The sequence below is a fragment of the Microbacterium sp. BDGP8 genome, from assembly GCF_029991045.1.
GTDB lineage: Bacteria > Actinomycetota > Actinomycetes > Actinomycetales > Microbacteriaceae > Microbacterium > Microbacterium plantarum.
Genome location: NZ_CP120712.1, coordinates 2,498,896 through 2,522,975 on the forward strand (window position 1 = coordinate 2,498,896; position 24,080 = coordinate 2,522,975).

A 24,080-nucleotide genomic window follows, 5' to 3' on the forward strand; every position below is an offset into this window, starting at 1 on the left:
CCCATGACCACCGCCGCGTATTCCCCCCGCACCGCCGACGTCGGCGCGCCGTGGCGCGCGCCCGTCGCTGAGAGCCCCGTCCGGGCCGAGGTCGCCGTGCCCGGCTCCAAGTCGCTCACCAACCGCGAGCTCGTGCTGTCGGCCCTCGCCGAGACTCCCTCGCGCCTGATCGCGCCGCTGCATTCGGACGACTCCGCGCGCATGATCGACGCGCTGCGAGCTCTCGGCGCCCAGATCGAAGCCGTGCCCGGCGAGGGCCGTTTCGGCCCCGACCTCGTCGTGACGCCGCTCGGGGCGGAACCGGCCGATGCCGTGGTCGACTGCGGGCAAGCCGGCACCGTCATGCGCTTCGTCACTCCCCTCGCCGGACTCGCGCGCGGCGAGGTCACCGTCACGGCCCACGAGAGCGCCCTGCACCGGCCCATGGCGGAGATGATCCGGAGCCTCCGCGAGCTCGGCGTCGACATCGACGACGGCGGCCGGTGGACGCTGCCGTTCCTCGTGCACGGGCACGGCCACGTTCGCGGCGGCGAGGTCACGATCGACGCGAGCGCCTCGAGCCAGTTCGTGTCGGGGCTCCTGCTGGCGGCGCCCCGGTTCGATGTCGGGCTCCGCCTCGTGCACGACGGTCACCGCCTGCCGAGCCTGCCGCACATCGACATGACGGTCGAGGCCCTCGGCCACCGTGGCGTGAACGTCGAGCGTCCGAGCGACCGCGAGTGGCTCGTCCCCGCCGGTCCGCTCCGCGGCAAAGAGCTCACGATCGAGCCCGACCTGTCCAACGCGGCCCCCTTCCTGGCCGCGGCCGCGCTGACGGGCGGGCGGGTGACGATCCCGCACTGGCCCGTGCACTCGACCCAGCCGGGTGCGCTGCTCGTCGACATCCTGACCGAGATGGGCGCCCGCGTGACGCGACGCAGCGGTGTTCTCGCGGTCTCCGGCACCGGCGAGCTGCGCGGCGTCGACCTCGACCTGTCGGCGGCGAGCGAGCTGACCCCGTCGCTCTTCGCGCTCGCGGCGTTCGCCGACTCGCCGAGCACACTGCACGGCATCGGCCACATCCGCGGCCATGAGACCGACCGCATCGCCGCTCTCGTGGGCAACCTCCGAGCGCTCGGCGGCTCGGCCGAAGAGCTCGAGGACGGCATCCGCATCACGCCCACGCCGCTGCGCGGCGGGCTCTGGCGGGCGCACCACGACCACCGGATGGCCACGGCGGGGGCGATCATCGGCCTGCGCGTCCCGGGCGTCGAGGTCGACGACATCGGCACGACCGCGAAGACGATGCCCGAGTTCCCCCAGTTGTGGGCAGAGATGCTCGGATCCGACGCGCAGGTCGCCGGGTGAGCTGGCTCGGCGGCGACGACGACCTCGACGAGGAGTACGACGAGTCCGACATCCCGATGCGTCCGAACCCGAAGGCGAATCGGCCGCGCACCAAGCGACGACCCGCCCACAGCGACGCCCAGGTGGCGCGCGTGGTGGGTGTCGACCGCGGCCGCTACACCGTGCTCATCGACGAGGACGGCGACGACGAGCACACCACGCTCGCGGTGCGCGCTCGCGAGCTGCGGAAGCAGCCCATCGTCAGCGGCGACCGGGCACGCGTGGTCGGCGACGTGTCGGGAGACGAAGGCACTCTCGGACGCATCGTCGGCATCGAACCACGCACGACGCTGCTTCGCCGCAGCGCCGACGACACCGACCAGGTGGAGCGGATCGTCGTGGCCAACGCCGATCAGATGGTCATCGTCGTCGCCGCAGCCGACCCTGAGCCCCGCCCGCGCCTGGTCGACCGCTACCTCATCGCGGCGCTCGACGCCGGCATCCATCCCCTGCTCGTGGTGACCAAGACCGATCTCGCCGACCCGGCCGCGTTCCTCGCGCATTTCGAGGGGGTCGACGACCTCGAAGTGCTCACGAGCGGGCGGGGACGGATGCCGGTCGACGAGCTCGGCGCGAAGCTCGTGGGCCACGCCACGGTGTTCGTCGGTCACTCCGGCGTCGGCAAGTCCACCCTCGTGAACGCCCTGGTGCCGACAGCCGCGCGGGCGACCGGACACGTCAACGAAGTCACCGGTCGAGGTCGCCACACGTCGAGCTCGACGGTATCGCTTCGTTATCTCGGCCCCGAGGGGCGCGGTTGGGTCATCGACACGCCCGGGGTCCGCTCGTTCGGCCTCGGGCACGTCGACCCCGCCAACATCCTCGCCGCGTTCACCGACCTCGCCGCTGTCGCCGAGGAGTGCCCGCGGGGCTGCACGCATCTTCCCGATGCGCCCGACTGCGCGATCGTCGAGGCCGTCGCGCAGGGCCGGCTGGGAGAACGTGGCCCGGCGCGACTCGACTCGCTTCAGCGCCTGCTCGGCACCTTCTCGGCCGGGGTCGACCCGGCGGTTCGCCGTTCTAGGCTGGAATCATGACGCGTCTGCAACCGGGTGACCTCGCCCCCGAATTCTCCCTCGACGACCAGGACGGCTCGACGCTCTCGCTGTCGGACCTGCGCGGACGGCGCACGGTCGTGTTCTTCTACCCGGCGGCCATGACTCCCGGCTGCACGCGGGAAGCCTGCGATTTCCGCGACAGCGTCGAGTCGCTGCGCGCAGCGGGCATCGAGGTCATCGGAATCTCGCGCGATGACGAGGCGAAGCTGCGCCGTTTCCGCGAGCAGGAGCAGCTCACCTATCCGCTTCTCAGCGATCCCGACCACGCCGTGCACGAGACGTACGGCGCATGGGGCGAGAAGATGAACTACGGCAAGACCGTCGAAGGCGTCATCCGATCCACCTTCGTCATCGACGCCGACGGCCGGATCGAGCACGCGCTCTACAACGTCAAGGCGACGGGTCACGTCGCGCGAGTCCGCGCGCTGCTCGGTCTCGACTGAGGGCCTCGACGACTCAGGCGTCGCCGCGGCCGCGTGCTGCACGCCGGGTCGCGGCCACCAGCAGCACGAAGCCGACCACGCCCGGCACCGCGATGAGCACAGCGGTGCCGGCGTCGGCGTACTGACCCGTGGCAGCGCCAAGGGCGACCGCCAGGATCAGAAGCTGCGCGACGATGCCGCCCGAACGGCCCCACGACACCCGGCGCCAGACCGACACGGCGAATGCTGCGAGGGCCACGGCACCGATGGCGGTCAACACGATGAGGGCGACGGAGCTGGGAACGTCGATGGTGTCGCCGCCGACCAGCGCGACGATCTCCCAGCCGACGACCGCGAGCAACGCGATGGCTTCTGCGGCGAGCACGGCTCCCGCGAGACGTTCGACAGCAGTGGGGGCCATGGCATCCGACCTTCGATCAGAGCCGCGCGATACCGGTATTCACGGCCCGGCGGCGAGCAAATCCGCAGTTCACCCTTGATTCATCTGTCCGGGCTATGGGACGATAGATCAAGCCGTGTGCTCCCACAGCGAAGTGGGGCGAGCATCCGCTCGCACACTTAACCAGGGTACCGGACTACCCGAGTCCGGCCCGACAGAATCACCACCCCAAGGAGCACCACATGGATTGGCGCGACAAGTCTGCCTGCCTGACCGTCGACCCCGAACTCTTCTTCCCCGTGGGCAACACGGGTCCCGCCGTCGACCAGATCGAGAAGGCGAAGGCCGTCTGCGCCCGCTGCACCGTGACGGAGATCTGCCTGCAGTACGCCCTCGAGACCGGCCAGGACTCGGGCGTCTGGGGCGGCCTGTCCGAGGACGAGCGTCGCGCACTGAAGCGCCGCGCTGCACGCGCTCGCCGCGCGTCCTGACCCGCTCCCCGACCCCGCTGCCGACACGTCGGCGCGGGGTCCGCGCGTTGACGGGGACCCCGCGACGCGCTCAGCCCGCGTCGCGCTCGATGTAGCGCAGCGGGATCTCGATGGTCACCTCGGTTCCGCTGCCGACGAGCGTGTGCCAGTCGATCGTGCCGCTGAGCTCGCCCTGGATCAGAGTGCGGACGATCTGCGTGCCGAGGCCGCGCCCGACCTGCCCCTCCGGCAAGCCGCTGCCGGAATCGCGCACCTTCACCTCGAGGCGCTCCGCGGAACGCTCCGCGACGATCTCGACATCGCCCTCCGTGCCCGCCAGCCCGTGCTCGACGGCATTCGTGACGAGTTCGGTGAGCGCGAGCGCGAGCGGCGTCGCGTACTCGCTCGGCAAGGTGCCGAAGCGCCCCGACGACCGCGTGCGAGCGCGGGTGTTCGGCGCGGCCGCCACCTCGGCGACGAGCTTGAGGACGCGCGCGAACACCTCGTCGAAGTCGACGTTCTGTGCCAGCCCCTCCGACAGGGTGTCGTGCACCACCGCGATCGCCGACACCCGGCGCATCGCCTGGGTGAGAGCGTCACGCGCCTCCTCGGAGTGCGTCCGGCGGGCCTGGATACGCAGCAGCGAGGCGACGGTCTGCAGGTTGTTCTTCACGCGATGGTGGATCTCACGGATCGTCGCGTCCTTCGTGATGAGCTCCTGCTCCTGGTGCCGGATCTCACTCACGTCGCGGCATAGGACGATCGCGCCGATGCGGGTGCCGTGGTCGCGCAGCGGGATGGTGCGCAGCGACACCGTGACGCCGCGGGCCTCGATGTCGGCGCGCCAGGGTGCACGGCCGGCCATCACGATCGGCAGCGACTCGTCGAACTCGCGCTTGCTGGGAAGGATCGCCGTTGCCACCTCGATCAGAGGCTCGCCCTCGAGCTCGTCCTCGAAGCCCAACCGGTTGAAGGCCGAGAGAGCGTTCGGGCTGGCGAAGGTGGTCATGCCGTCGACGTCGAGCCGGATGAGCCCGTCGGATGCGCGCGGAGCGCCGCGACGCGGAGCCGTCGGGGCGTTCAGATCGGGGAAGTCGGACGAGGCGACCATCCCGAACAGGTCGTCGGCGCAGTCGTTGAACGTGATCTGCTGACGCGAGGGAGTCCGTGCCTCGCCGAGGTTCGTGTGTCGTGTGAGGACACCGACCACGTGCGCGGCGCGCCCCTCGGTCGCCCGTTCCCGGACGATCGGCACCGCGCGTACGCGGGTCGGCGTCTCCTCGAACCAGTCGGGCGAGGCCGAATCGACGATGCGCGCCTGGGTGAAGGCATCCTTCACCTGCGTGCGCCACTGCGGGCGCACGCGATCGCCGACGATGTCGCGGTAGAAGAGGGTCGCGGCTCCCCCGGGCCGGGTGTGCGCGACGGCGATGAACGAGTCGTCCGCGGTAGGCACCCAGATGACGATGTCGGCGAAGGCGAGATCGGCCAGCAGCTGACCGTCACCGGCGAGGCGGTGGAGCCACTCGACGTCGGCGTCGGTGGACAGTCCTTGAGCATGGACGAGATCGCTGAGGGTCGACACCATCCCAGACTAGGGGGCCGATCCCGCCGACGCGGCGTGCGCCGTCACACGATGGCGGCGCGACGCCGCGACCGCGCGCATCGGGGGCGAGATCGCCTCACCGACGAGTCGGCGGACGGCTGCCGGGATGGGGCCTCGGCCGTTCCCCTCGCCGACGGGCCGGGCCGCCAGCAGAGCCGCATCGGTGGCGCGCGGGTCCCACGGGACGAACCAGCATCGCTCGATCCCAGCGTACCGCTCGAAGCTGCGGCGGATCTGGCCTCGTGGATCGATCCCGAGCGGCCCGCCCCGGAGCTTGTTGACGACGACGTGGACGGGCACGGCCCCGACGGTCGCGCGCAGCTCGGGGTAAGCCCGCAGGAACCGCGAGAGCCCCACGGGGTCGGCGGCAGCGACCGCGACGACCAGGTCGGCCGACTCGAGCGCGGCGAGGGTCGCGGCATTGCGCCGGGGCCCGTCGAGATCGCTGACGATCGCCTCATCCCGTTCGAGCGATGCCGAGACGTCGACGACGACATCGTCGACCCAGTCACGACAGGTCTCGAGGACGCGCATGACACGCTCGAACCCGAGTTCCGGCCAGCGCGCCGGCCGGTTGATGCCGACGAGGACATCGACGGCGCCCGCAGGCTCCGCGATGCGAGCCAGTTCCGCCGGTGTCAGTTCGCCGCGCGACGCACGTCGGCACGCGCCGGCCAGGCCCGGCCCCTCGTCGGGAACGCCCAGCGCGACGGCGACGGCGGGCGCGTGTGCGTCCGCGTCCGCGAGCGCGACGCTGCGCCCATCGCGCGCCGTCTCGCGAGCGATCTCGATCGACATCGTCGTGCGACCGGGCGCGCCCGAGGCGCCCCACACGACGATCACCCTCCCGCGCGACCGAACGGGCGGAGTCGATGCGGGAACGGCGGTGACGGCGTCCAAGGCATCAGTGGTCGAATCGACGACCGCGACCCCGAGGATCTCGGCCGCTCGATGCTCGGCCGCGCCCCGGCTCCACGCGACGATCCTGGTCGCGGTGCGGTCGCACAACTCGACGACGTCGCGCGTGAGCCACGAACGGGATGCTGCGAGAAGGAGCACGTCCGCGCCTGCGATCACGGCAGCGGTACCGGATAGCTCGCGCGCCTGTGGAGCGGACCATGCGGAGGTCGCGTCGTGCGCTGCCGCGGCCACATCCTCGGGCGCGAGCGCGGTGACCTCGGTGAAACCTCCGGCGCGCAGTCGCTCCGTGAACGGCGCGGCATCGGGAATCGCCACGACGATACGCATCAGCGCGTCCCGCCCGCGGCCGGGATCACCGACACCGCGTCACCGGCCGCGACAGCGGCGAGCGCGGCCGAGACGTCCGTGCGCGCCACCACCAGCTCGACAGCGGCGGATCGTTGCTGTGCCATGAGCCCGTCGCCGGCCTGCACGGCGCGCACCGTGGCTTCTCGGACGAGGATGCGCGGCTCACCGAAGACCCCTCGCTCGCGCTGCGGCGCACTCCACACCTCGACCCGGGTCCCCGGCGACACGGAGCCGGGCACGGCACCGGCTGTCTGCACGACGACGGTCGTCACCTCGACGTCGTCCGGTGATGCGACTGCGGCGCGCGGCACGAACTCGCCGGCGGGGATCGTCCGCGTCGCGACACCGCCCGGCTCGAGCGCACCCGGTGCGGCATAGATGTCGTCAGCCGATCCGAGCGCCACCTCCACGACGCGCAGATCGGCAGCCTCGACGGTCTCGCCGACGACGATGGTCCGCGCCGCGGTCAGGACCGCCGACGTCTGCCGCGCCGCTGACACCACGGCCCAGACCCCCGCGACGGAGATCGACACGAGGACGACGCCGATGATGACGCGTGCGTCGGCGCGACGGATGCGGTTACGGAACGAGGTACGTGCGACCATGCCACCATCGTGGGCGAGGCGGTGCCACGGCCGTGCTGGTTGTCCACAGGGCTGTCAAGAGCCGAGCGGGCGAACATTCGCCCGCGGATAATGGGACCATGCCCGCCACGCCCGACAGCGCGCGCTTCCTGACGCCTTCCCAGGTCGCGGAGATGCTGCAGATCGAGGTCGACGAAGTGGTCGCGCTCGCCGTCGAGGGGCGTCTCGTCGGAGCGAAGGTCGGAACACCGCCCCGCTGGCGGATCGAGTCGTCCAGCGTCGAGGATTACCTCGACGCGCAAGTCGAGGACGCCCGCCGCGCCGCCCTGTGGCAGCAGTCGCAGGTCGCCAGCTTCCCCGAGCTGTGGGGGCGGCGGAACCGCAGCGACTGACTTCTCAGCCGTGGCCGCTCTGCAGGTGCAGGACCCGCAGAGCCGAGTAGGCGATCATCCGGTGCCCCGTGACAGCGCTCGGTCGCCGCGGCTCAGCTGCGTCGTGCAGCGCGAGATCGAGGTGGTCGGCGCCCGCGCGATCGATCGTCCCCGCCCAGGTCTTTCCGCCCGCGACCACGATGTGCACGGGGACGCGACGGCGCGCCAGGTCACGCAGCACGAACCCGAGCGTCATCCGTTCCGACAGCGCCGAGCCGCGTCCCGCGGGGCGCGCGCTGCGGAGCAGATCAGGTTCCGCGAGGACGACCGACGACGCAGCGGCGAAGGGCACGACGGCGGCACCGGGGCCGTCCGCGCGGTCCAGGCCCACCCAGTCGGCTCCCACCCCCGTCAGGCGGCCGCGGATCGGATCACCGGCGGCCACATCGACGGTCACCTCTGCGCCGATCGATTCCTGAAGCCGCTCGCGCAGAGTCAGCCGCGAGAGTCGCAACCGCTCGGCCTCGGTGTCGAGCGCCGCTCGCTCGGCCTCCCACTCGGAGTCGAGCTGGTGTTCGAGATCCTCGAAGAACCGCTGCCATCGCACCCCGTGAGGCTAGCGGTGACGCGGCGCACCCCGAGGGCGCTTTCCACAGGTTGGAGGATTCTCATCCGGCCAGATTCGGCGGTGTGCTGTACTCGTCGGCGTTGACACAGCCGATGGAAGGAGGAGCGTGCGATGACGTCGATGAGCGCGAACCAGCCCCGCCGGTACCCCCGCATCGGGTCCTCGCTCGACGTCGCCGAGTACTTCGCAGCGCAGCCGACGTCGACGGCAGATCTGCCCGATCCCGAGCCGCTGATCCGCAACCTGACCCGCGGGGTCCTCGAGGTGCTGGCGGGAGTGCGCGAGGTCGAGCAGCTCGCTCGGTGGCTGAGCGAGGACGCTTTCCGCGTTCTCGTCACGCGCGCGAATCTCGCGGCGCGTGCACGCAGTGCCCGACAGGTGACGCCGGCGCGGCCTGTCCACTCGATCGTCTCGGTCCGCACGTGCGAGCCGGCGGACGGCGTCGTCGAGGGCACGGTGGTCGTCACCACTCCGCATCGGACGCGGGCCGTCGCGCTCCGGCTCGAAGGCCTCGACGGGCGGTGGCGCGCGACGTCGCTCGCCCTGCTGTGACGGGCTACTGCTTGTACGACGAGAGGAAGTTGCCCAGCCGCTCGATCGCCTCGGTCAGCACGCGCGCCTCGGGCAGCGTGACGATGCGCAGGTGATCCGGATCGGGCCAGTTGAAGCCGGTTCCCTGCACCAGCAGCACGTGTTCTGCGACGAGGAAGTCGTAGACGAGCTTGCCGTCGTCATGGATGTCGTAGACCTCGGGGTCGAGGCGCGGGAAGGCGTACAGCGCGCCCTCGGGCTTGTGACAGGTCACGCCGGGGATGCTCTCGAGACCCTGCCATGCGGCATCCCGCTGCTCGTGCAACCGCCCCGACGGGGCGATGAGCGCCTCGATCGACTGCACGCCCGACAGCGCCGCCTGAACCGCGAACTGCGCCGGCACGTTCGGGCACAGCCGCGTGGATGCGAGCAGCTGGATGCCCTCGAGGAAGCCCTTCGCGTGCGCCTTGGGCCCGGTGATGACGAGCCAGCCCGACCGGTATCCGGCGACGCGGTACGTCTTGGAGAGGCCGTTGAAGGTCAGGCAGAGGAGATCGGGAGCGAGCGTCGCCAGCGGGATGTGGGTCGCCTCGTCGTAGAGGATCCGGTCGTAGATCTCGTCCGAGAGCAGAAGGAGCGAGTTCTCACGGGCGATCTGCACGATGCCTTCGAGTACCTCGCGGCTGTAGACCGCACCCGTGGGGTTGTTCGGGTTGATGACGACGATCGCCTTCGTCTGCGGGGTCACCTTCGAGCGGATGTCGTCGAGGTCGGGCTCCCAGCCCTGTGTCGCGTCGCACAGGTAGTGCACGGGCTTGCCGCCGCCGAGGCTCGTCATGGCGGTCCACAGCGGATAGTCGGGCGCTGGGATCAGCACCTCGTCGCCCTCGTCGAGGAGAGCCTGCATCGTCATCGTGATGAGCTCGGAGACACCGTTCCCGAGGTAGACATCGTCGGGATCGACGTGCGGGAACCCGGGAACCTCCTCGTACCGCGAGACGACGGCGCGCCGCGCGGAGAGGATGCCGCGGCTGTCGCTGTAGCCGTGCGCGTTGGGCACCGACTCGATCATGTCGCGGACGATCTGGAAGGGGGCCTCGAACCCGAAGATGGCGGGGTTACCGGTGTTGAGCTTGAGCACCCTGTGGCCGTCGGCCTCCAGTCGGTCGGCCTCGGCCAGGGCGCTGCCGCGAATCTCGTACAGGACGTCCTTGAGCTTCGATGACTGATCGAGGATTCGGCGGTTCATCCGATCAGGATATCCGGGGCTCGAGCGGGCCGATCGACGATGCGTGGCCCGCTCGCCGGATCACTTCTTCTTGCCTGCGGCGCGTCGTGCGGCGCGGTTGCCCGCGTCGCCGGCGTCCTCGGCCGTGCCTGTCTTCTGGCCGAACGCGCCGCGCGGTGCGTCGGCGGGCGCCTCCTGCTCCGCGGCGTGCTGACGGGCCTTCGCCGTGGCGCTCTTCTGCACCTGACCGCGGTCGTTGCGTACCTCGACCTCGCCCGATCCGGTGTCGCTCGGGGCGGAGTATTCGAGCTTCTGCGTCTCGACGGGCGTCGGGGTGAGCCCCTTGGCGTCGACCTCGCCGCTCTCGGCGGAGCGCACCTCGACCTCGAGGTTGTAGAGGAAGCCGACCGACTCCTCCTTGATCTGGCTCATCATCGACTGGAACATCTCGTAGCCTTCGCGCTGATACTCGATGAGCGGGTCGCGCTGAGCCATGGCCCGCAGGCCGATCCCGTCCTTGAGGTAGTCCATCTCGTAGAGGTGGTCGCGCCAGCGGCGGTCGAGCACCTGCAGCACGACGCGCCGCTCGAGCTCACGCATAGCGGGTTCGCCGAGCGCCTCCTCGCGGTTCTGGTAGGCGATCTTCGCGTCGGAGAGCAGCTCGCGCTTGAGCACCTCGGCGGTGATCCGCCCCTTGTTCCCCGCTTCCGCGACGACCTCGTCGATCGTGACACCCACGGGGTAGAGCGTCTTCAGCTCGGTCCACAAAGCGTCGAAGTCCCAGCTCTCGGTGTGGCCCGACGACGTGTGGTCGTCGATGACGGCACTGATGGCGTCTTCGATGAAGTGCTGCACGCGCTCCGACAGGTCGTCGCCGTGGAGCACCTGGCGGCGGTCGGCGTAGATCGCCTCACGCTGACGGTTGAGCACGTCGTCGTACTTGAGGACGTTCTTGCGGATCTCGGCGTTGCGCGCCTCGACCTGCGCCTGCGCGCTCTTGATCGCCCGCGAGACCATCGACGACTCGATCGCGACGTCCTCGGGGAAGTTCGTCCGCGCGAGGATCGCCTCGGCCGCGCCCGACTGGAACAGACGCATCAGGTCGTCCGTCAGCGACAGGTAGAACCGGCTCTCACCGGGGTCGCCCTGACGGCCCGAACGACCGCGCAGCTGGTTGTCGATGCGGCGCGACTCGTGACGCTCCGTGCCGAGGACGTACAGACCACCGGCTGCGACGACCTTCTCGGCCTCTTCGGCGACGGTCTCGCGGACCGACGCGAAGACCTCGTCCCACGCGGCCTCGTACTCCTCCGGGGTCTCGAGGGGGTCGAGCCCGCGCGACTTCATCTCCTGGACGGCGAGGAACTCCGCGTTGCCGCCCAGCATGACGTCGGTACCGCGACCGGCCATGTTGGTCGCGACCGTGACGGCGCCCAGGCGGCCGGCGCGGGCGACGACCTCGGCCTCACGGGCGTGGTTCTTGGCGTTGAGGACCTCGTGCTTGACGCCCTTCTTCGCGAGCAGGCGCGAGAGGTACTCGCTCTTCTCGACGCTCGTCGTGCCCACGAGCACCGGCTGACCCGTCGCGTGACGCTCGACGATGTCCTCGACTACCTGCGCGAACTTCGCGGTCTCGTTCTTATAGACGAGATCGGGCTGGTCCTTGCGGATCATCGGCTTGTTCGTCGGGATCGGGACGACGCCGAGCTTGTAGGTCGACATGAACTCGGCCGCCTCGGTCTCGGCGGTACCGGTCATGCCCGAGAGCTTGTCGTAGAGGCGGAAGTAGTTCTGCAGCGTGACGGTGGCCAGCGTCTGGTTCTCGGCCTTGACCGGAACGCCTTCCTTCGCCTCGATGGCCTGGTGGATGCCCTCGTTGTAGCGGCGGCCGACGAGGATACGACCCGTGTGCTCGTCGACGATCATGACCTCGCCGTTCATCACGACGTAATCGGTGTCGCGCTTGAACAGGGCACGCGCCTTGATCGAGTTGTTCAGGAACGAGATGAGCGGGGTGTTCGCCGACTCGTAGAGGTTGTCGATGCCGAGGTAGTCCTCGACCTTCTCGATACCGGGCTCGAGCACTCCGACGGTGCGCTTCTTCTCGTCGACCTCGTAGTCGACACCCGGTTCGAGGGTGAGGGCGACGCGCGCGAACTCCACGAACCAGCGGTTCGCCTCCCCCGACGACGGCCCCGAGATGATGAGCGGGGTCCGGGCCTCGTCGATGAGGATGGAGTCGACCTCGTCGACGACCGCGAAGAAGTGGCCGCGCTGCACGAGGTCTTCGCGGCGCCACGCCATGTTGTCGCGCAGGTAGTCGAACCCGAACTCATTGTTGGTGCCGTACGTGATGTCGGCCGCGTACTGCTCACGTCGGACCTCGGGGGTCTGACCCGAGACGATCGTCCCCGTCGTCATGCCGAGCGCGCGATAGACGCGACCCATGAGCTCGGACTGGTACGAGGCGAGGAAGTCGTTGACGGTGATGACGTGGACGCCCTTGCCCGCGATGGCGTTCAGGTAGGCCGCGAAGGTGGCCGTCAGCGTCTTGCCCTCACCGGTCTTCATCTCGGCGATGTTCCCGAGGTGGAGGGCCGCACCGCCCATGACCTGCACGTCGTAGGGGCGCTGACCCAGCGTGCGCTTGGCGGCCTCGCGGACCGCGGCGAACGCCTCCGGCATCAGCCGGTCGAGCGTCTCGCCGGCCTCGTGACGCGTGCGGAGCTCGGCGGTCTCGTTCCGCAGCTCGTCGTCGGTGAGGCGGGCGTAGTCCTCTTCGAGCGCGCCCACGGCCTTGACGATCTGCTGCAGGCGGCGCAGCACACGGCCCTCACCGGCGCGGAGCAGTTTCTCGAGAGGGTTGGCCACAGCGGATCTCCATCTGTCGGGTGCGCCGACGCCACGTCGGCCGCGCCCGCGCGTACGCACGGGCATATGGAGCCATGTTATCGGCCCGTGACCTTGGCGTCGCCTGCGAGAGACGACGACATCCCCTCCTCCGCCGACCGCCGAGACCTAGGATCGGAACATGGCTGGATTCTGGGGCAGACGCAAGCGGGAACAGCAGGACGTCGCGGACGCGGACGCGAACCTGGCACGCGAGGCCGACATCGCCCTCGTCGGGGCGGACGAGCGCCTGCGCGTCACGAGCGACGAGATGGTCTTCGCCGAGGCCGAGCTCGGCGAGGAGGCCACGGCTCCTCTGCGCGAGGCCATCGCCGCCGTGCGCCACCACCTCGGTGAGGCGTTCCACCTCAAGCAGCTCAACCACGACGAGATCCCCGACACGCCGGAAGAGGTGCGCACGCGCAACGCGCGCATCGTCCAGCTGTGCGAGTGGGCTCAGGATCTGCTCGACGACCGTGTATCGGCCCTGTCGGAGGCGATCGAGCGCGCGCGGCGGGCGCCCGAGATCCTCGCCGGCATCCGCGCCGACGTCGCCACTCTGCGCGAGCGCATCGACCCCGCACGCGCCGTCATCGACCGGGTCTCGAGCCGCTATCACCCCGACGCGCTCAACCGGGTCAGCGGGAACGCGGACGAGGCCGCCGGACTCCTCGAGTTCGCCGAGCACGGGGCGGATGTCGCCGAGCGCCGGCGTGCTGCCGGCGAGCGCGGGCCGGCCAACATCGCGCTGGAGACGGCGACCGAAGCGGTGCGCCGCGCGCGCACGCTGCTCGACGCGGTCGACGACTTCGAGGTCGAAGCGCTGCGAGCGCAGTCGACGCTCGCCGATGTCGTGGCCGACTCGCGTGACGACCTCGTCGCCGCGCGGACGGCACCGCAGACCCCGGCGGTCACCACCGCGATGGCGGAGCTCCAGCAGGCGCTGACCCGCGTCAGCCCCGCCGGTTCGAAGGGCGACCCGTTCGCCGAGCTGTCGATGCTCCGCGAGAAGAACGCCGCGCTGGACGTCGCCGTCGACACCGCCCGCGAGCGGGCGGCCCGCCCGATCCCGCCCGAGAGCCACGTGCGACACGCCATCGACGACGCCGACCGACAGTTGTCCGTCGCGCGCAGCGTCATCGCCGGACACCGCGGCTGGATCGGTGCGGACGCGCGCACGCGACTGGCCGAGGCCGAGAGCCTGCGACTCGGGCTCGCCCCGGTCGGTCCGATCTCCGAGGACGATCGCGAGAAGGCGCTGGCCGACGCGCGGCGCTGCGCCGCTCTCGCCGGCGAAGCCCTGCAGCTCGCCCAGCGCGACATCGACGGCTCGCGCCCGAACGACGGCTGGGGCGGCCCCGGAGGATACGGCGGCGGCTGGGGCGGTCGCGGCAGCGGCGGCAACATGGTCGGCGGCATCCTGGGCGGTCTCGTGATCGGCAGCATGCTCGACGGCATGTTCGACTGACGGCCCGGTTTCGACCGGCACACGACGGGGGCGGATGCCGTGATGGCACCCGCCCCCGTCGTCGTCCTCAGGTCAGGACGCCAGCTCGGCCTCCGGCGGGGCGGCTGCGGTCAGCGAGATGACACCGTAGTCCCAGCCCTTGCGGCGATACACGACGCTCGGGTGGTCGGTGCGCGCGTTGATGAACAGGAAGAAGTCGTGGCCCACGAGCTCCATCCGGTCGACGGCTTCCTCGACGGTCATCCATTCAGCACCGAACTCCTTCGTGCGGATGACGACGGGCGTGTAGTCCTCTTCCTCCGCCGAGTCGCCGATGACGGGCACCTCGCCCGTCGCCACGGCGCGCAGGACGTCGACCGACGCCGGTTCGACGTCGATGCCTTCCAGGGCTCCGGTTCCCTTGTCGAGCTTGGCCCCGCGGGGGTGGTTCCGCGCGTCGACCCGCTTGTCCTTGGCGCGACGCACCTGCTCTACGAGCTTGTCGACCGCGAGGTCGAGGGCGACGAACTTGTCGCCGTCCGTGGCCTCGGCCCGAACGATCGGTCCCTTTCCGGTGAGGGTCAGTTCGACGGTCTCATCATCCATGCGCCCGTTGCGGTAGGCGTGATGCGTGACCTTGATGTCGAGGCGCTGCGCACGGGGTGCGAGCGTCTCGATGCGACTGGACTTCTCTTCAGCCACCGTGCGGAAGCGATCCGTGATCCCGACTCCCACGCCGACGATGCTGGTTTCCATCCTGACCTCCTTGCTCCGGTCCGCCCGGTTCAAGGGCGGACCTTCGTTCGCCTTGGTCTCCCCCACGCTAGTGCGGCGAGCGAGCAATGTCACTCATGAACCGCCAGGAATATCTCCGACCGTCATCCGCAAGGGCGTGTCCGCGAGCACGACGGCGCCGACGACGCGTGAGCCGGCCTCGCGGAGCGCACGCTGCGCCTCGCGCAGCGTCGCCCCGGTGGTCATGACGTCGTCGACGATGACAGCGGCCGTCGTCCCGGGCCGTGCCACGAACGAGCCCGCGACATTCCGCTGCCGCTCGGCGCGGTCGAGGCGGCGCTGATCGAGGACGCGGCCGCGCACGCGGAGCCGACGTGCCGTGCGGACGTCGCCGTGCCGTGCGATCATCTCGGGCACGGCGTACCCCCGTCGTCGCAGGGCCGCCCGAGACGGCGGAACGGGAACGAGCACGGCGTCCTCCCACCCCGCATCGCGGACGAGGCCTGCCACCAGACGGCCGAGGGGGCGGCACAATCCGGTGCGGCCGTCTTCCTTGAGCGCTCGGATGATGCGTGCCGCAGCGCCCTCGTACCGCGCGAGGCTCCGGACGTCGAGACCGTCGGCATCGCGCCGGCGCGGTCGCGGGAGCTCCGCGACGCACGTCGCGCAGAGCGCGCGTCCCGGTGCGTCGCATCCGGCGCACCAGACGGGCATCAGGAGGTCGAGCGCGTCCGCGAGGTGTTCTCGCCAGGACTCGGAACGGGAGGCGATCGGCTGCACGCTTCCATGCTGTCGAGGCGCTCGCGTCGCCCCTGGCACCGAACCTCCCCGTTGTGGAAGAGAGCGCCGACACGGTCGGTGGGGAGGAGTCAGCGCGGCGAACCCTGTTGGCTGGCGAGCACCCGGATGCCGCCCGCGACCGTCGGCCAGGCCTGGCCCTTCTGCGCGTAGAGCACGCCCTCGCCGTCGAGCAGCCGCACGGCGCGCAACTGATTCGTCGCTGCGATGGCGACCGGCCCCGCCGGCGCCGTGATCCGCTCGCCGAACCCGCCCACCGACTGCGAGATGACGACATCGGCGTCGCCGTCCTCGGCGAGGACCGCGATGGTCGAACCGTCGACCCAGCTCGCGTCGATGCCCGTACCCGGCAGCTGGGTCACGGTCTCACGATCGCCGAGCCCGACGGGCGAGCCGTCGTCGTCGCGGAGGATGCCGGCGATCCACAGCGCCGGGCGCGAGCCGTCGCGAACCAGGGCGGCGATGCGCGTTCCGTCCCGTGACACCTCGATGCTCGAGATCTGCGATGCGCCCGGCCAGGCGTTCGCGATGGAGACGACCGTTCCGTCCGCCCCGGTCGCCGTCAGTCCCGACGGCGCACTGGCGGGAACGCTCCAGATGAATCCCTGCGGATCGATCGTGGGGTCGATCAGGCCCGCCCGCTCGTCGACGATCTCGAAGGTGGCGTCATCGCGCGCGCGCACGACGGCACCGGCGGCCGTGCGCACAGCGGCCGCACTCCGGTCGGTCCCCACCTGGATCGACTCGGGGTCGAGCTCGGGGATGACGGTCGACAGCCCGGGCAGCGGCTCGATCTCGGAGCCGGAGAGGAACCCGAAAGCGTCTTCGGTGAGCACGGCGGGTCGGACGTCGACGCGGATAGGACGGACGTCCACCGCCTGCGCAGCGACGGGCTCACCGTCGACCGACATCTGGGCGCCGCGGATGCCGGCGGACTGGAGGCTCGCGTCGAGCTGCGCCTGCATCCGGTTGCGGGTCTCGGGCACGATCGCGAGCGCAGACTGCGACAGCGGCACCTGTGCAACGCCCCCCTCGAGCGGAACCGCGCGGGTCGCGAGCTCGAGGCTCTCGGGGAACGCCGAGTACACCGCGCCGGACAGCCACGGGCTCGGGTCGCCGTCGATGAGGGCCTCGGTGATGTGGGTGGCCGCGTTGGTCGCCGGAAACCAGCGACGATCGGGCACGAGATACGTCCACGAGCGATCGAAGTACATCACGGAGTATTCGCGGAAGACCGCTTGGAACCGGGCACGGTCGAGCACGACGCCGTCGGGGGCGTCCGAGATGCGCCACTCGCCGTCCACCTCGACGAGAGCGAAGTCGAGCGGCATGGATCCGCCGTCGGTCACCGACAGTGCGCCGGACGCGTCGACCGCGGCCTCAGGGGTGATGGAGACCGTGACGGTCCCGTCGCCGGCGACGGTGTACACCCGTTCGCCGGGAAGGTCGATCGTGGCGCGCGCGGTCGGCTGCCACGACGATCGGAAGTCCGGTGCGAGGAACTGCCGGGCGGTCCCCCAGTCGTCCCGAGGCCCCGACCCGGCCGCGAGGAAGCCCGCGACGATCTGCTGCGGCGTTGCTCCCGGGGGCGGATCGTCGGGCAGGAACGAGAAGTCGACCGAGCCGGCTTCCTGATCGATCGGGGCGCCCGCGACGACCGGACCGGAGGTCGGCAGCCCCGTGCAGCCCGCGAGCAGCAGCACGAACAGCATCCCCAGGACGGCGGCGACCGGGCGCAGACGCATCACGACGAGCCTTTCGCGGAACGAGGAAGGGAGATCGGCTGGGTCAGGCCCAGGTCGTCGAAGGGTACGCCATCCTCACCGGGATCGACCGGGAGCGGGGAGTGCCCGTCGAGCGGCTCGCTGCGTCGAGGGATGGTGAGGACGAAATTCGTTCCGCGCCCGAGCTCGGACCACACCGCCAGGGTGCCGCCGTGGAGCCGCGCGTCGCCGAGGGCGATCGAGAGCCCCAGGCCGGTGCCCCCGATGGTGCGCTTGCGTGACGGATCGGCGCGCCAGAAACGGTCGAAGACGCGCTCGGCGTCGGCCGGGCGCATCCCGAGGCCGTAGTCGCGCACGCCGATCGCGACCGCTCGGGCATCGCTGTCGACGCTGACGACGATCGGTCGGCCTTCGCCGTGCTCGATCGCGTTGCCCAGCAGGTTGCGGACGATCCTGCGCACGCGTCGCGGGTCCATCTCCACGGGCGAGTAGCCCCCGGGTGCCACGAGGCGCACGTCGCTGCCGTGCTGCTCCGCGAGCTGCTCCATCGATGCGATGACATCCTCCGCGAGCTGCGTCATGCTCGTCGGCTCGCTCTCGAGCTGCACCGAGCCCGCGTCGTAACGGCTGATCTCGAGCAGATCGGTCAGCAGCACCTCGAACCGGTGCACCTGGTCGTGCAGCAGCTCCGCGGCGCGCGCCGCCACCGGATCGAACTCCTCGCGCCGATCGTTCAGCATGTCGGAGGCCAGCCGGATCGTCGTCAGCGGCGTGCGCAACTCGTGCGAGACATCCGATACGAAGCGCTGCTGAACCTGCGAGAGCTCCGCCAGCTCCTTGATCTGGGACTCGATGCTGTCGGCCATCGCGTTGAAGGACCGTCCGAGGGTCGCGAACTCGTCCTCGCCGCGCACCTGCAGCCGCACCGCGAGGTCTCCCGCCGCCAGTCGCGAGCTGCTCTCGGCGGCCTGGGCGATCGGCTCGGTGACCGAGCGCAGCACGATCCACGAGATCGCGCCGATGAGGACGACCAGCCCCACGCCGACGATCCACAGCGTGATCTGGACGAAGCCGAGCGTCTGGGCCTCGCTGGCGAGGTCGTACCCGAGATACAGCTCGTAGGCGCCTACCTCCGGCAGCACGATCTGCTGCCCGACGACGATGCCGGGCACCTGCCCGCCGCCGGAGACGGCGAAGCCGACGGGCTGCCACCACTGCAGCTCGTCGTCGCTCTGCACCTGTGCGCGAAGCGCGTCGCTGATGCGGTCGGCCGGGAGACCCGCCGAGTCGAAGTCCTGCGGCGCGATGGCGGACGGTTCCGAGGAGATCCGGAAGGCGGCGATGCGATCGGTCGAGGACTGCCGCTGGATGGACGTGCGCACGCTCTCCATCAGGTTGTCGACCGCGACGACATCGCCCCCGACCTCGGCGGCATCCAGGGTCGCCTGCGCCGACTGGGTCGCGCGCTGAGCCTCTCCGAGGAGTTGCGAGGTGCGCGACTCGAAGAGGTCGTTCTGAATCGCCAGCGACATCCACACCAGCGCCACGGTGATCGTCAGCGCCGTGGCACCCAGCGTGATCGCGACGGTGCGGAACCGCAGCGATCGTCGCCAGGTCCGGGCGAGCCGCCGCCCCCAGGACCGCCAGCCGTGCGTCGCGACCGTCGCCGTCGTGACGGTGCGGATGGGCATCGGAGCGTCAGATGACGGCGCCGGCGCGATAGCCGACGCCGCGGACGGTCGTCACGATGCGCGGGTTGTCGGGGTCGATCTCGACCTTCGCCCGCAGCCGCTGCACATGCACGTTCACGAGCCGCGTGTCGGCCTTGTAGTGGTAGCCCCACACCTGCTCGAGGAGCATCTCGCGCGAGAAGACCTGCTGCGGCTTCGAGGCGAGCGCGACGAGCAGCTCGAACTCCAGCGGCGTCAGCGCGATGGCGTCGCTGCCGCGCCGGACCTCGTGGCCCTCGACGTCGACGACGAGATCGCCGATGCGCAGCGACTCGGAGGCCGACGCGACCGCGGGGCGCAGGCGCGTGCGGATGCGGGCGACGAGCTCCTTGGGATTGAACGGCTTGACGATGTAGTCATCGGCGCCCGACTCGAGCCCGCGCACGACGTCGGCCGTGTCGGTGCGCGCGGTCAGCATGATGATCGGCACGCCCGACTCCGCACGCACCTGCGTGCAGATCTCGATGCCGTCCACGCCGGGGAGCATGAGGTCGAGGAGGATGAGGTCGGGTTTCTCGGTGCGCCAGGTCTCGACAGCCGCCGCGCCGTCGGCGCAGAAGACGGTGTCGAACCCCTCGGTGCGCAGCACGATGCCGATCATCTCCGCCAGTGCGGTGTCGTCATCGACCACCAGGATGCGAGAAGTCATGGGCGGCGTTCGTCTTTCGGCTCGGGCTCGCGCGCGACGTGCGCGTATTCACCGTACCCGACCCACGGACCCGCGACTCCGGATGCCGCGCCCTCGTGTGACACGATGGGTTCGACCGAGCCGACTGTTCCAGGAGTGCATCGTGACGTCATACCCCGCGTGGACGCCGGCGCCGCGTCCCGGCATCATCCCGCTTCATCCACTCTCGTTCGGGGTGATCCTGGGCCGTTCGTTCTCCGCCCTACGGCAGAACCCCAAGGTGCTGCTGGGCTTCGCGCTGGTCGTGCAGACGGTCGCGATCCTCGTCGCCACCGCGGGCATCGTCGCGGTGGGCTTCGCGACCTTCGGCCGACTCGCGTCGCTGCGCCCCGGCACCGACGAGTTCGAGACGGTCCTGGCCGGGTCCATCGCGATCAGCGGGGCGACGGCGCTGGTGCTGTCGCTGGCCTCCGGCGCGCTCGGCGTACTCGTGCAAGGCGTCGTGGTCAGCGAGGTGGCCCATGCCGTCGTCGCCGAGAAGCACACGCTCGGCGCGCTGTGGCGGCGGGTGAAGCCGGTGGCGTGGCGACTGATCGCATACTCCGCTCTGGTCTTCCTCATCGTGGCCGTCGTCATCGGCGTCCTCGCCGCGGGCGTCATCGGGCTCGCCGTGAGCGTGGGGCCGGCGGCGATCGTCCTCGCCATCCTCCTGGCCCTGTCGGCGATACCGCTCAGCCTGTGGCTGAGCACGAAGCTGCTGCTGGTGCCCTCGGTCATCGTCCTCGAGCAGGCGAGCGTCTTCGGGGCGATCGGGCGATCCTGGCGGCTCACCCGCGGCCGGTTCTGGCCGACGCTCGGGATCATCGTCATCATCTCGATGAGCTTCGGCATCCTCGCGCAGGTCATCAGCGTGCCCTTCTCGTTCGTCACGATGGGGCTGACATCGGTCATCACTCCGACCGGCGACCCCGAACCCGGCCAGATCATCGCCCTGCTCGTCGGCACGCTGTTCGCCCAGGCGTTCGTCACCCTCATCCAGACCATCGCGGTCATCGTCCAGTCGACCGCCGGCGCGCTCGTCTACATCGACTGCCGGATGCGCCGCGAGGGACTCGACCTCGATCTGTCGGCGTACATCGATCAGCGCGATGCCGGCACGCCCGCGCCCGATCCGTATCGGCGAAACGTGGGACGCGCGATGGACGGACGCTGGCAGCCACCCGGGGCCTATGCCGGCACGCAGCCGGGCTACCCGCCGCCGCCCACACAGTACCCCGGCTATCAGCCCGTTCAGTCCCCGCCCGCCGGATCGCCCGCGCCGCAACAGCCCGCCGCGGCAGCCGAGCCCCCCGTCGCACCGGCGGACCGCCCGTCGTCGACCGACTGGACCGCTCCGGGCGCTGACCGCGCATGAGGCTCTTCGCCACCCCGATCGCGCCCGACCCGGACGAAGCCCGTCGATGGGCGGAAGAGGAACTGTCGAAGACCGCGTACCAGGAAGCCGAGCCCACCCCGATCGACCGCTTCGCGCGCGGCGTCGTCGACTTCTTCGCGGCTCTCTTCAGCGGGCAGGTACCCGCGACGCTCGGCCCGTGGCTCGCGGTCGGCGCGATCGTGGTGCTGCTGGTGCTGGTCGCCGTGGCGATCCTCATCTGGGGGCGTCCCCGCGCGGTCGTCCGCTCGCGCGCGAGCGTGCCGCTCTTCGGTGACGACGAGACGAGAAGCGCCGCTCAGCTGCGCTCGGACGCCGAGGATGCCGCGCGCCGCAGCGCGTGGGACGAAGCCATCGTGCTGCGGATGCGTGCGCTCGCCCGTGGACTCGCCGAGCGGACGATCGTCGACCCGGCCCCGGGCACGACCGTGCATCGCTTCGCTGCTGAGGCGGGGCGCGCCTTCCCGGCAGAGAGCGTGGAGCTCGAAGCGGTGGCGCGGACCTTCGACGACGTTCGCTACCTTCGACGCCCGGGAACAGCCGAGGGCTACGCCGCCGTGCGCGCCCTCGATGAGCGACTGGCCGGCGCGCGGGTCGAGGTGCCCGTATGAGCGCGGGGGTCGCGACGCCGCCCGTCGCCCGTCGATCGCGCTCGGTGCTCGGCTGGGCGGCGGTGACCGCCGGCCTTCTCGTCGCCGGCATCGCCGTCGCCGCCATCGCCGGCATCAACACCATGCCGGCACAGGGCCTCCTCGATCCGGAGGCCGCGGGGCCGGAGGGCTCGCGCGCACTGGCCGAACTGCTGCGCGATCGCGGCGTCGAGGTCGAGATCGCCCGCGACCGCACGGCAGCCCTCCAGGCGCTCGAGGGCGGCGACGCGACGCTCGCGATAGCCGACACCGCACCCCTCGACGACGACGACCTCCGGGAGTTGCGGGATGCCGCCTCCGGCGTCGTCCTGCTCGAGCCACGCACGCGCGATCTGCGTGTGCTCCTCGGAGACCCGCGCAGTGCCGGCTTCGGCGACGGCTCAGCCGCCGCACCCTCGTGCGACCTGCCCGCCGCCGCCGTCAGCGGACCGGTCCGGCCGGGCGAGGTGTTCAGCGGAGAGGGGGCAGACCGCACCTGTTACGCGGCCGGCGACGGCTACGGCCTCATCGTCTCGGACCGCGGCGCCGACACCGTCGTCGCTCTGGACGCGACCGCGCTGCTGGTCAACCAACGGCTCGCCGAAGAGGGCAACGCCGCGCTCGGCCTGAATCTGCTGGGCGGCACCGGCACTGTCGTGTGGTACCTGCCGTCCATCGGTGACGGTTCCCTCACCGCCGCGCCGTCGCTGGGTGAGCTCACGCCTCCCTGGGTGACGCCGTCGATTCTCCTGCTCGTCGCCTCGGCCGTCGCGGCCGCCATCTGGCGGGGCCGGCGCTTCGGCCCGCTCGTGGCGGAGAATCTGCCCGTCACCGTCCGCGCGTCCGAGACCACCGAGGGGCGGGCACGCCTGTACGCCGCGTCAGCCGACCCCGTGCACGCGCTCGACCAGCTCCGCCGCGAGACGTTGCGCCGCATCGCGCGACTGCTGGGACTCGGCGCCGCAGACGCCGGCGCGATCGCCGATGCCGCGGCGAGCCGCATCGGAGACGATCGCGCGCGCGTCCGCGGCATCCTGCTCGATGACCTCCCCCGTAACGATCGCGACCTCGTCGACGCCGCCGACCGTCTGCGCGAGGTGGAAGCAGCAGTCCTCCGATCCGTCCGTCCCGAAAGGAACACCCCATGAGCGAGACCGCACCCGGCGACCTGCGCGAGGCGATGAACCGCGTCCGGCTCGAGGTCGGCAAGGCCGTCGTCGGACAGGACGGGGCCGTCACGGGCCTCCTGATCGCGCTTCTCGGCCGCGGACACGTGCTGCTCGAGGGCGTGCCCGGCGTCGCCAAGACGCTGCTCGTGCGCACCTTCAGCCGAGCGGTCGGCCTCGACACCGCCCGCATCCAGTTCACCCCCGACCTCATGCCGGGCGATGTCACCGGATCGCTCGTCTACGACGCCCGCGCCGGGGAGTTCGAGTTCCGTTCCGGACCCGTCTTCACCAATGTGCTGCTCGCCGACGAGATCAACCGCACGCCGCCGAAGACGCAGGCCGCGTTGCTCGAGGCCATGGAGGAGCGCCAGGTCTCGGCCGACGGCGTCTCGCGTCCGCTGCCCGATCCGTTCCTCGTCGCCGCGACGCAGAACCCGGTCGAGCACGAGGGCACCTACACCCTGCCCGAGGCCCAGCTCGACCGCTTCCTCCTCAAGCTCGTGATCGACCTGCCCGCGCGCGACGACGAGATCGCCGTGCTGCGCCGCCACGCCGACGGCTTCCGACCCGGATCCCTCGAGAGCGCGGGCGTGTCGGCGGTCGTCACCGCCGCCGAGATCCGCGCCGCCCAGCAGGCCGCGGCCGCTGTGGCGGTTTCCGACGACGTCCTCGGCTACGTCGTGGATCTCGCCCGGGCGACCCGGCAGTCCCCCTCGGTCCAGCTGGGCGCGAGCCCGCGTGCCGCGACCGCGCTGCTCGCCGCCGCCAAGGCGTGGGCCTGGCTGGGCGGCTACCCGGCGATCACGCCGGACCACGTGCAGACGATGCTCGTTCCCGCGTGGCGCCACCGGCTGCAGCTGCGCCCGGACGCCGAGATCGAGGGCGTCTCCGCGGACACGATCCTCAGCTCCGTGCTGCAGCAGACCCGCGTACCGATCTGAGGCGT

The 24,080-nt window shown here is 70.9% G+C and carries 23 protein-coding genes; 11 read left to right on the forward strand and 12 right to left on the reverse strand.

Going from position 1 to position 24,080, the window contains the following annotated elements; all coding sequences use genetic code 11:
• The first annotated feature begins 3 nt into the window (after positions 1 to 3).
• From aroA to bcp, 3 genes are read left to right on the forward strand one after another with little or no spacing between them, the layout of a single operon-like run.
• A complete protein-coding gene (aroA, locus tag P6897_RS12160) occupies positions 4 to 1,347 on the forward strand; it encodes a 3-phosphoshikimate 1-carboxyvinyltransferase (protein ID WP_274178849.1) in 1,344 nt (447 codons plus the stop codon).
• The gene (rsgA, locus tag P6897_RS12165; RefSeq protein WP_282501341.1) at positions 1,344 to 2,423 is read left to right on the forward strand and encodes a ribosome small subunit-dependent GTPase A; all 1,080 of its coding nucleotides are present in this window, start codon (positions 1,344 to 1,346) and stop codon (positions 2,421 to 2,423) included. The genes aroA and rsgA overlap by 4 nt, the downstream gene beginning before the upstream one ends.
• Positions 2,420 to 2,887 (forward strand): thioredoxin-dependent thiol peroxidase, encoded by a 468-nt coding sequence (gene bcp, locus P6897_RS12170; RefSeq protein WP_282501342.1) that lies wholly within the window; start codon positions 2,420 to 2,422, stop codon positions 2,885 to 2,887. The genes rsgA and bcp overlap by 4 nt, the downstream gene beginning before the upstream one ends.
• 13 nt (positions 2,888 to 2,900) lie before the next feature.
• Here the strand turns inward: bcp and P6897_RS12175 are convergent, their stop codons facing one another.
• Complete coding sequence (locus tag P6897_RS12175) at positions 2,901 to 3,287, reverse strand: histidine kinase (RefSeq protein ID WP_282501343.1); 387 nt, start codon at positions 3,285 to 3,287, stop codon at positions 2,901 to 2,903.
• A gap of 221 nt (positions 3,288 to 3,508) precedes the next feature.
• On the opposite strand from P6897_RS12175, the gene P6897_RS12180 reads away from it, so the two are divergent.
• On the forward strand, positions 3,509 to 3,757 hold the full coding sequence (locus P6897_RS12180) for a WhiB family transcriptional regulator (RefSeq protein WP_023955350.1): 249 nt from the start codon (positions 3,509 to 3,511) through the stop codon (positions 3,755 to 3,757).
• 70 nt (positions 3,758 to 3,827) lie between these two features.
• Here the strand turns inward: P6897_RS12180 and P6897_RS12185 are convergent, their stop codons facing one another.
• Genes P6897_RS12185 through P6897_RS12195 form a run of 3 tightly spaced genes read right to left on the reverse strand, consistent with a single transcriptional unit; the run spans position 3,828 to position 7,216 of the window.
• Positions 3,828 to 5,321: a PAS domain-containing sensor histidine kinase gene (locus P6897_RS12185; protein WP_112617585.1), complete on the reverse strand. Its 1,494-nt coding sequence runs from the start codon at positions 5,319 to 5,321 to the stop codon at positions 3,828 to 3,830.
• A gap of 9 nt (positions 5,322 to 5,330) precedes the next feature.
• A complete protein-coding gene (locus tag P6897_RS12190) occupies positions 5,331 to 6,590 on the reverse strand; it encodes a hypothetical protein (protein WP_282501345.1) in 1,260 nt (419 codons plus the stop codon).
• Entirely contained in the window at positions 6,590 to 7,216 is a 627-nt protein-coding gene (locus P6897_RS12195) for an SAF domain-containing protein (RefSeq protein WP_112617333.1), read from the reverse strand. The genes P6897_RS12190 and P6897_RS12195 overlap by 1 nt, the downstream gene beginning before the upstream one ends.
• Before the next feature lie 98 nt (positions 7,217 to 7,314).
• Between P6897_RS12195 and P6897_RS12200 the strand changes: the two genes are divergently transcribed.
• Positions 7,315 to 7,587: a helix-turn-helix domain-containing protein gene (locus P6897_RS12200; RefSeq protein ID WP_112617334.1), complete on the forward strand. Its 273-nt coding sequence runs from the start codon at positions 7,315 to 7,317 to the stop codon at positions 7,585 to 7,587.
• Between the two features lie 4 nt (positions 7,588 to 7,591).
• Here P6897_RS12200 and P6897_RS12205 read toward each other — a convergent pair whose 3' ends face one another.
• Positions 7,592 to 8,173, reverse strand: a complete 582-nt coding sequence (locus P6897_RS12205) for a hypothetical protein (protein WP_269267807.1) — start codon at positions 8,171 to 8,173, stop codon at positions 7,592 to 7,594.
• Positions 8,174 to 8,314: 141 nt separating this feature from the next.
• On the opposite strand from P6897_RS12205, the gene P6897_RS12210 reads away from it, so the two are divergent.
• Positions 8,315 to 8,746 (forward strand): Rv3235 family protein, encoded by a 432-nt coding sequence (locus P6897_RS12210; RefSeq protein ID WP_274179036.1) that lies wholly within the window; start codon positions 8,315 to 8,317, stop codon positions 8,744 to 8,746.
• Positions 8,747 to 8,750: 4 nt separating this feature from the next.
• Here P6897_RS12210 and P6897_RS12215 read toward each other — a convergent pair whose 3' ends face one another.
• Positions 8,751 to 9,974, reverse strand: a complete 1,224-nt coding sequence (locus P6897_RS12215; RefSeq protein WP_269267808.1) for a pyridoxal phosphate-dependent aminotransferase — start codon at positions 9,972 to 9,974, stop codon at positions 8,751 to 8,753.
• Positions 9,975 to 10,034: 60 nt separating this feature from the next.
• Entirely contained in the window at positions 10,035 to 12,824 is a 2,790-nt protein-coding gene (gene secA / locus P6897_RS12220) for a preprotein translocase subunit SecA (RefSeq protein WP_274178856.1), read from the reverse strand.
• A gap of 160 nt (positions 12,825 to 12,984) precedes the next feature.
• Here secA and P6897_RS12225 point away from each other — a divergent pair, with 160 nt between their 5' ends.
• On the forward strand, positions 12,985 to 14,310 hold the full coding sequence (locus tag P6897_RS12225) for a hypothetical protein (protein WP_282501346.1): 1,326 nt from the start codon (positions 12,985 to 12,987) through the stop codon (positions 14,308 to 14,310).
• 72 nt (positions 14,311 to 14,382) lie between these two features.
• Here the strand turns inward: P6897_RS12225 and raiA are convergent, their stop codons facing one another.
• The 5 genes from raiA to mtrA form a co-directional block, all read right to left on the reverse strand.
• Positions 14,383 to 15,045 carry a ribosome-associated translation inhibitor RaiA gene (raiA, locus tag P6897_RS12230; RefSeq protein ID WP_112617340.1) on the reverse strand — a complete coding sequence of 221 codons (663 nt, stop codon included), beginning with the start codon at positions 15,043 to 15,045 and terminating at the stop codon, positions 14,383 to 14,385.
• 93 nt (positions 15,046 to 15,138) lie between these two features.
• A complete protein-coding gene (locus P6897_RS12235) occupies positions 15,139 to 15,804 on the reverse strand; it encodes a phosphoribosyltransferase family protein (RefSeq protein ID WP_282501347.1) in 666 nt (221 codons plus the stop codon).
• An 89-nt stretch (positions 15,805 to 15,893) separates the two neighbouring features.
• Entirely contained in the window at positions 15,894 to 17,567 is a 1,674-nt protein-coding gene (locus P6897_RS12240) for an LpqB family beta-propeller domain-containing protein (protein WP_114588516.1), read from the reverse strand.
• Positions 17,567 to 19,237, reverse strand: a complete 1,671-nt coding sequence (mtrB, locus tag P6897_RS12245) for an MtrAB system histidine kinase MtrB (RefSeq protein WP_274178859.1) — start codon at positions 19,235 to 19,237, stop codon at positions 17,567 to 17,569. The genes P6897_RS12240 and mtrB overlap by 1 nt, the downstream gene beginning before the upstream one ends.
• Positions 19,238 to 19,244: 7 nt before the next feature.
• A complete protein-coding gene (gene mtrA, locus P6897_RS12250; RefSeq protein WP_112617343.1) occupies positions 19,245 to 19,925 on the reverse strand; it encodes an MtrAB system response regulator MtrA in 681 nt (226 codons plus the stop codon).
• A 142-nt stretch (positions 19,926 to 20,067) separates the two neighbouring features.
• Between mtrA and P6897_RS12255 the strand changes: the two genes are divergently transcribed.
• From P6897_RS12255 to P6897_RS12270, 4 genes are read left to right on the forward strand one after another with little or no spacing between them, the layout of a single operon-like run.
• Positions 20,068 to 21,318, forward strand: coding sequence for a hypothetical protein (locus P6897_RS12255; RefSeq protein ID WP_282501348.1), 1,251 nt, complete (start codon positions 20,068 to 20,070; stop codon positions 21,316 to 21,318).
• Positions 21,315 to 21,947 (forward strand): DUF4129 domain-containing protein, encoded by a 633-nt coding sequence (locus tag P6897_RS12260; protein ID WP_282501349.1) that lies wholly within the window; start codon positions 21,315 to 21,317, stop codon positions 21,945 to 21,947. Before P6897_RS12255 ends, P6897_RS12260 begins: the two co-directional genes overlap by 4 nt.
• A complete protein-coding gene (locus tag P6897_RS12265; RefSeq protein ID WP_282501350.1) occupies positions 21,944 to 23,113 on the forward strand; it encodes a DUF4350 domain-containing protein in 1,170 nt (389 codons plus the stop codon). Before P6897_RS12260 ends, P6897_RS12265 begins: the two co-directional genes overlap by 4 nt.
• Positions 23,110 to 24,075, forward strand: coding sequence for a MoxR family ATPase (locus P6897_RS12270; RefSeq protein WP_269267817.1), 966 nt, complete (start codon positions 23,110 to 23,112; stop codon positions 24,073 to 24,075). Before P6897_RS12265 ends, P6897_RS12270 begins: the two co-directional genes overlap by 4 nt.
• Positions 24,076 to 24,080 lie beyond the last annotated feature (5 nt).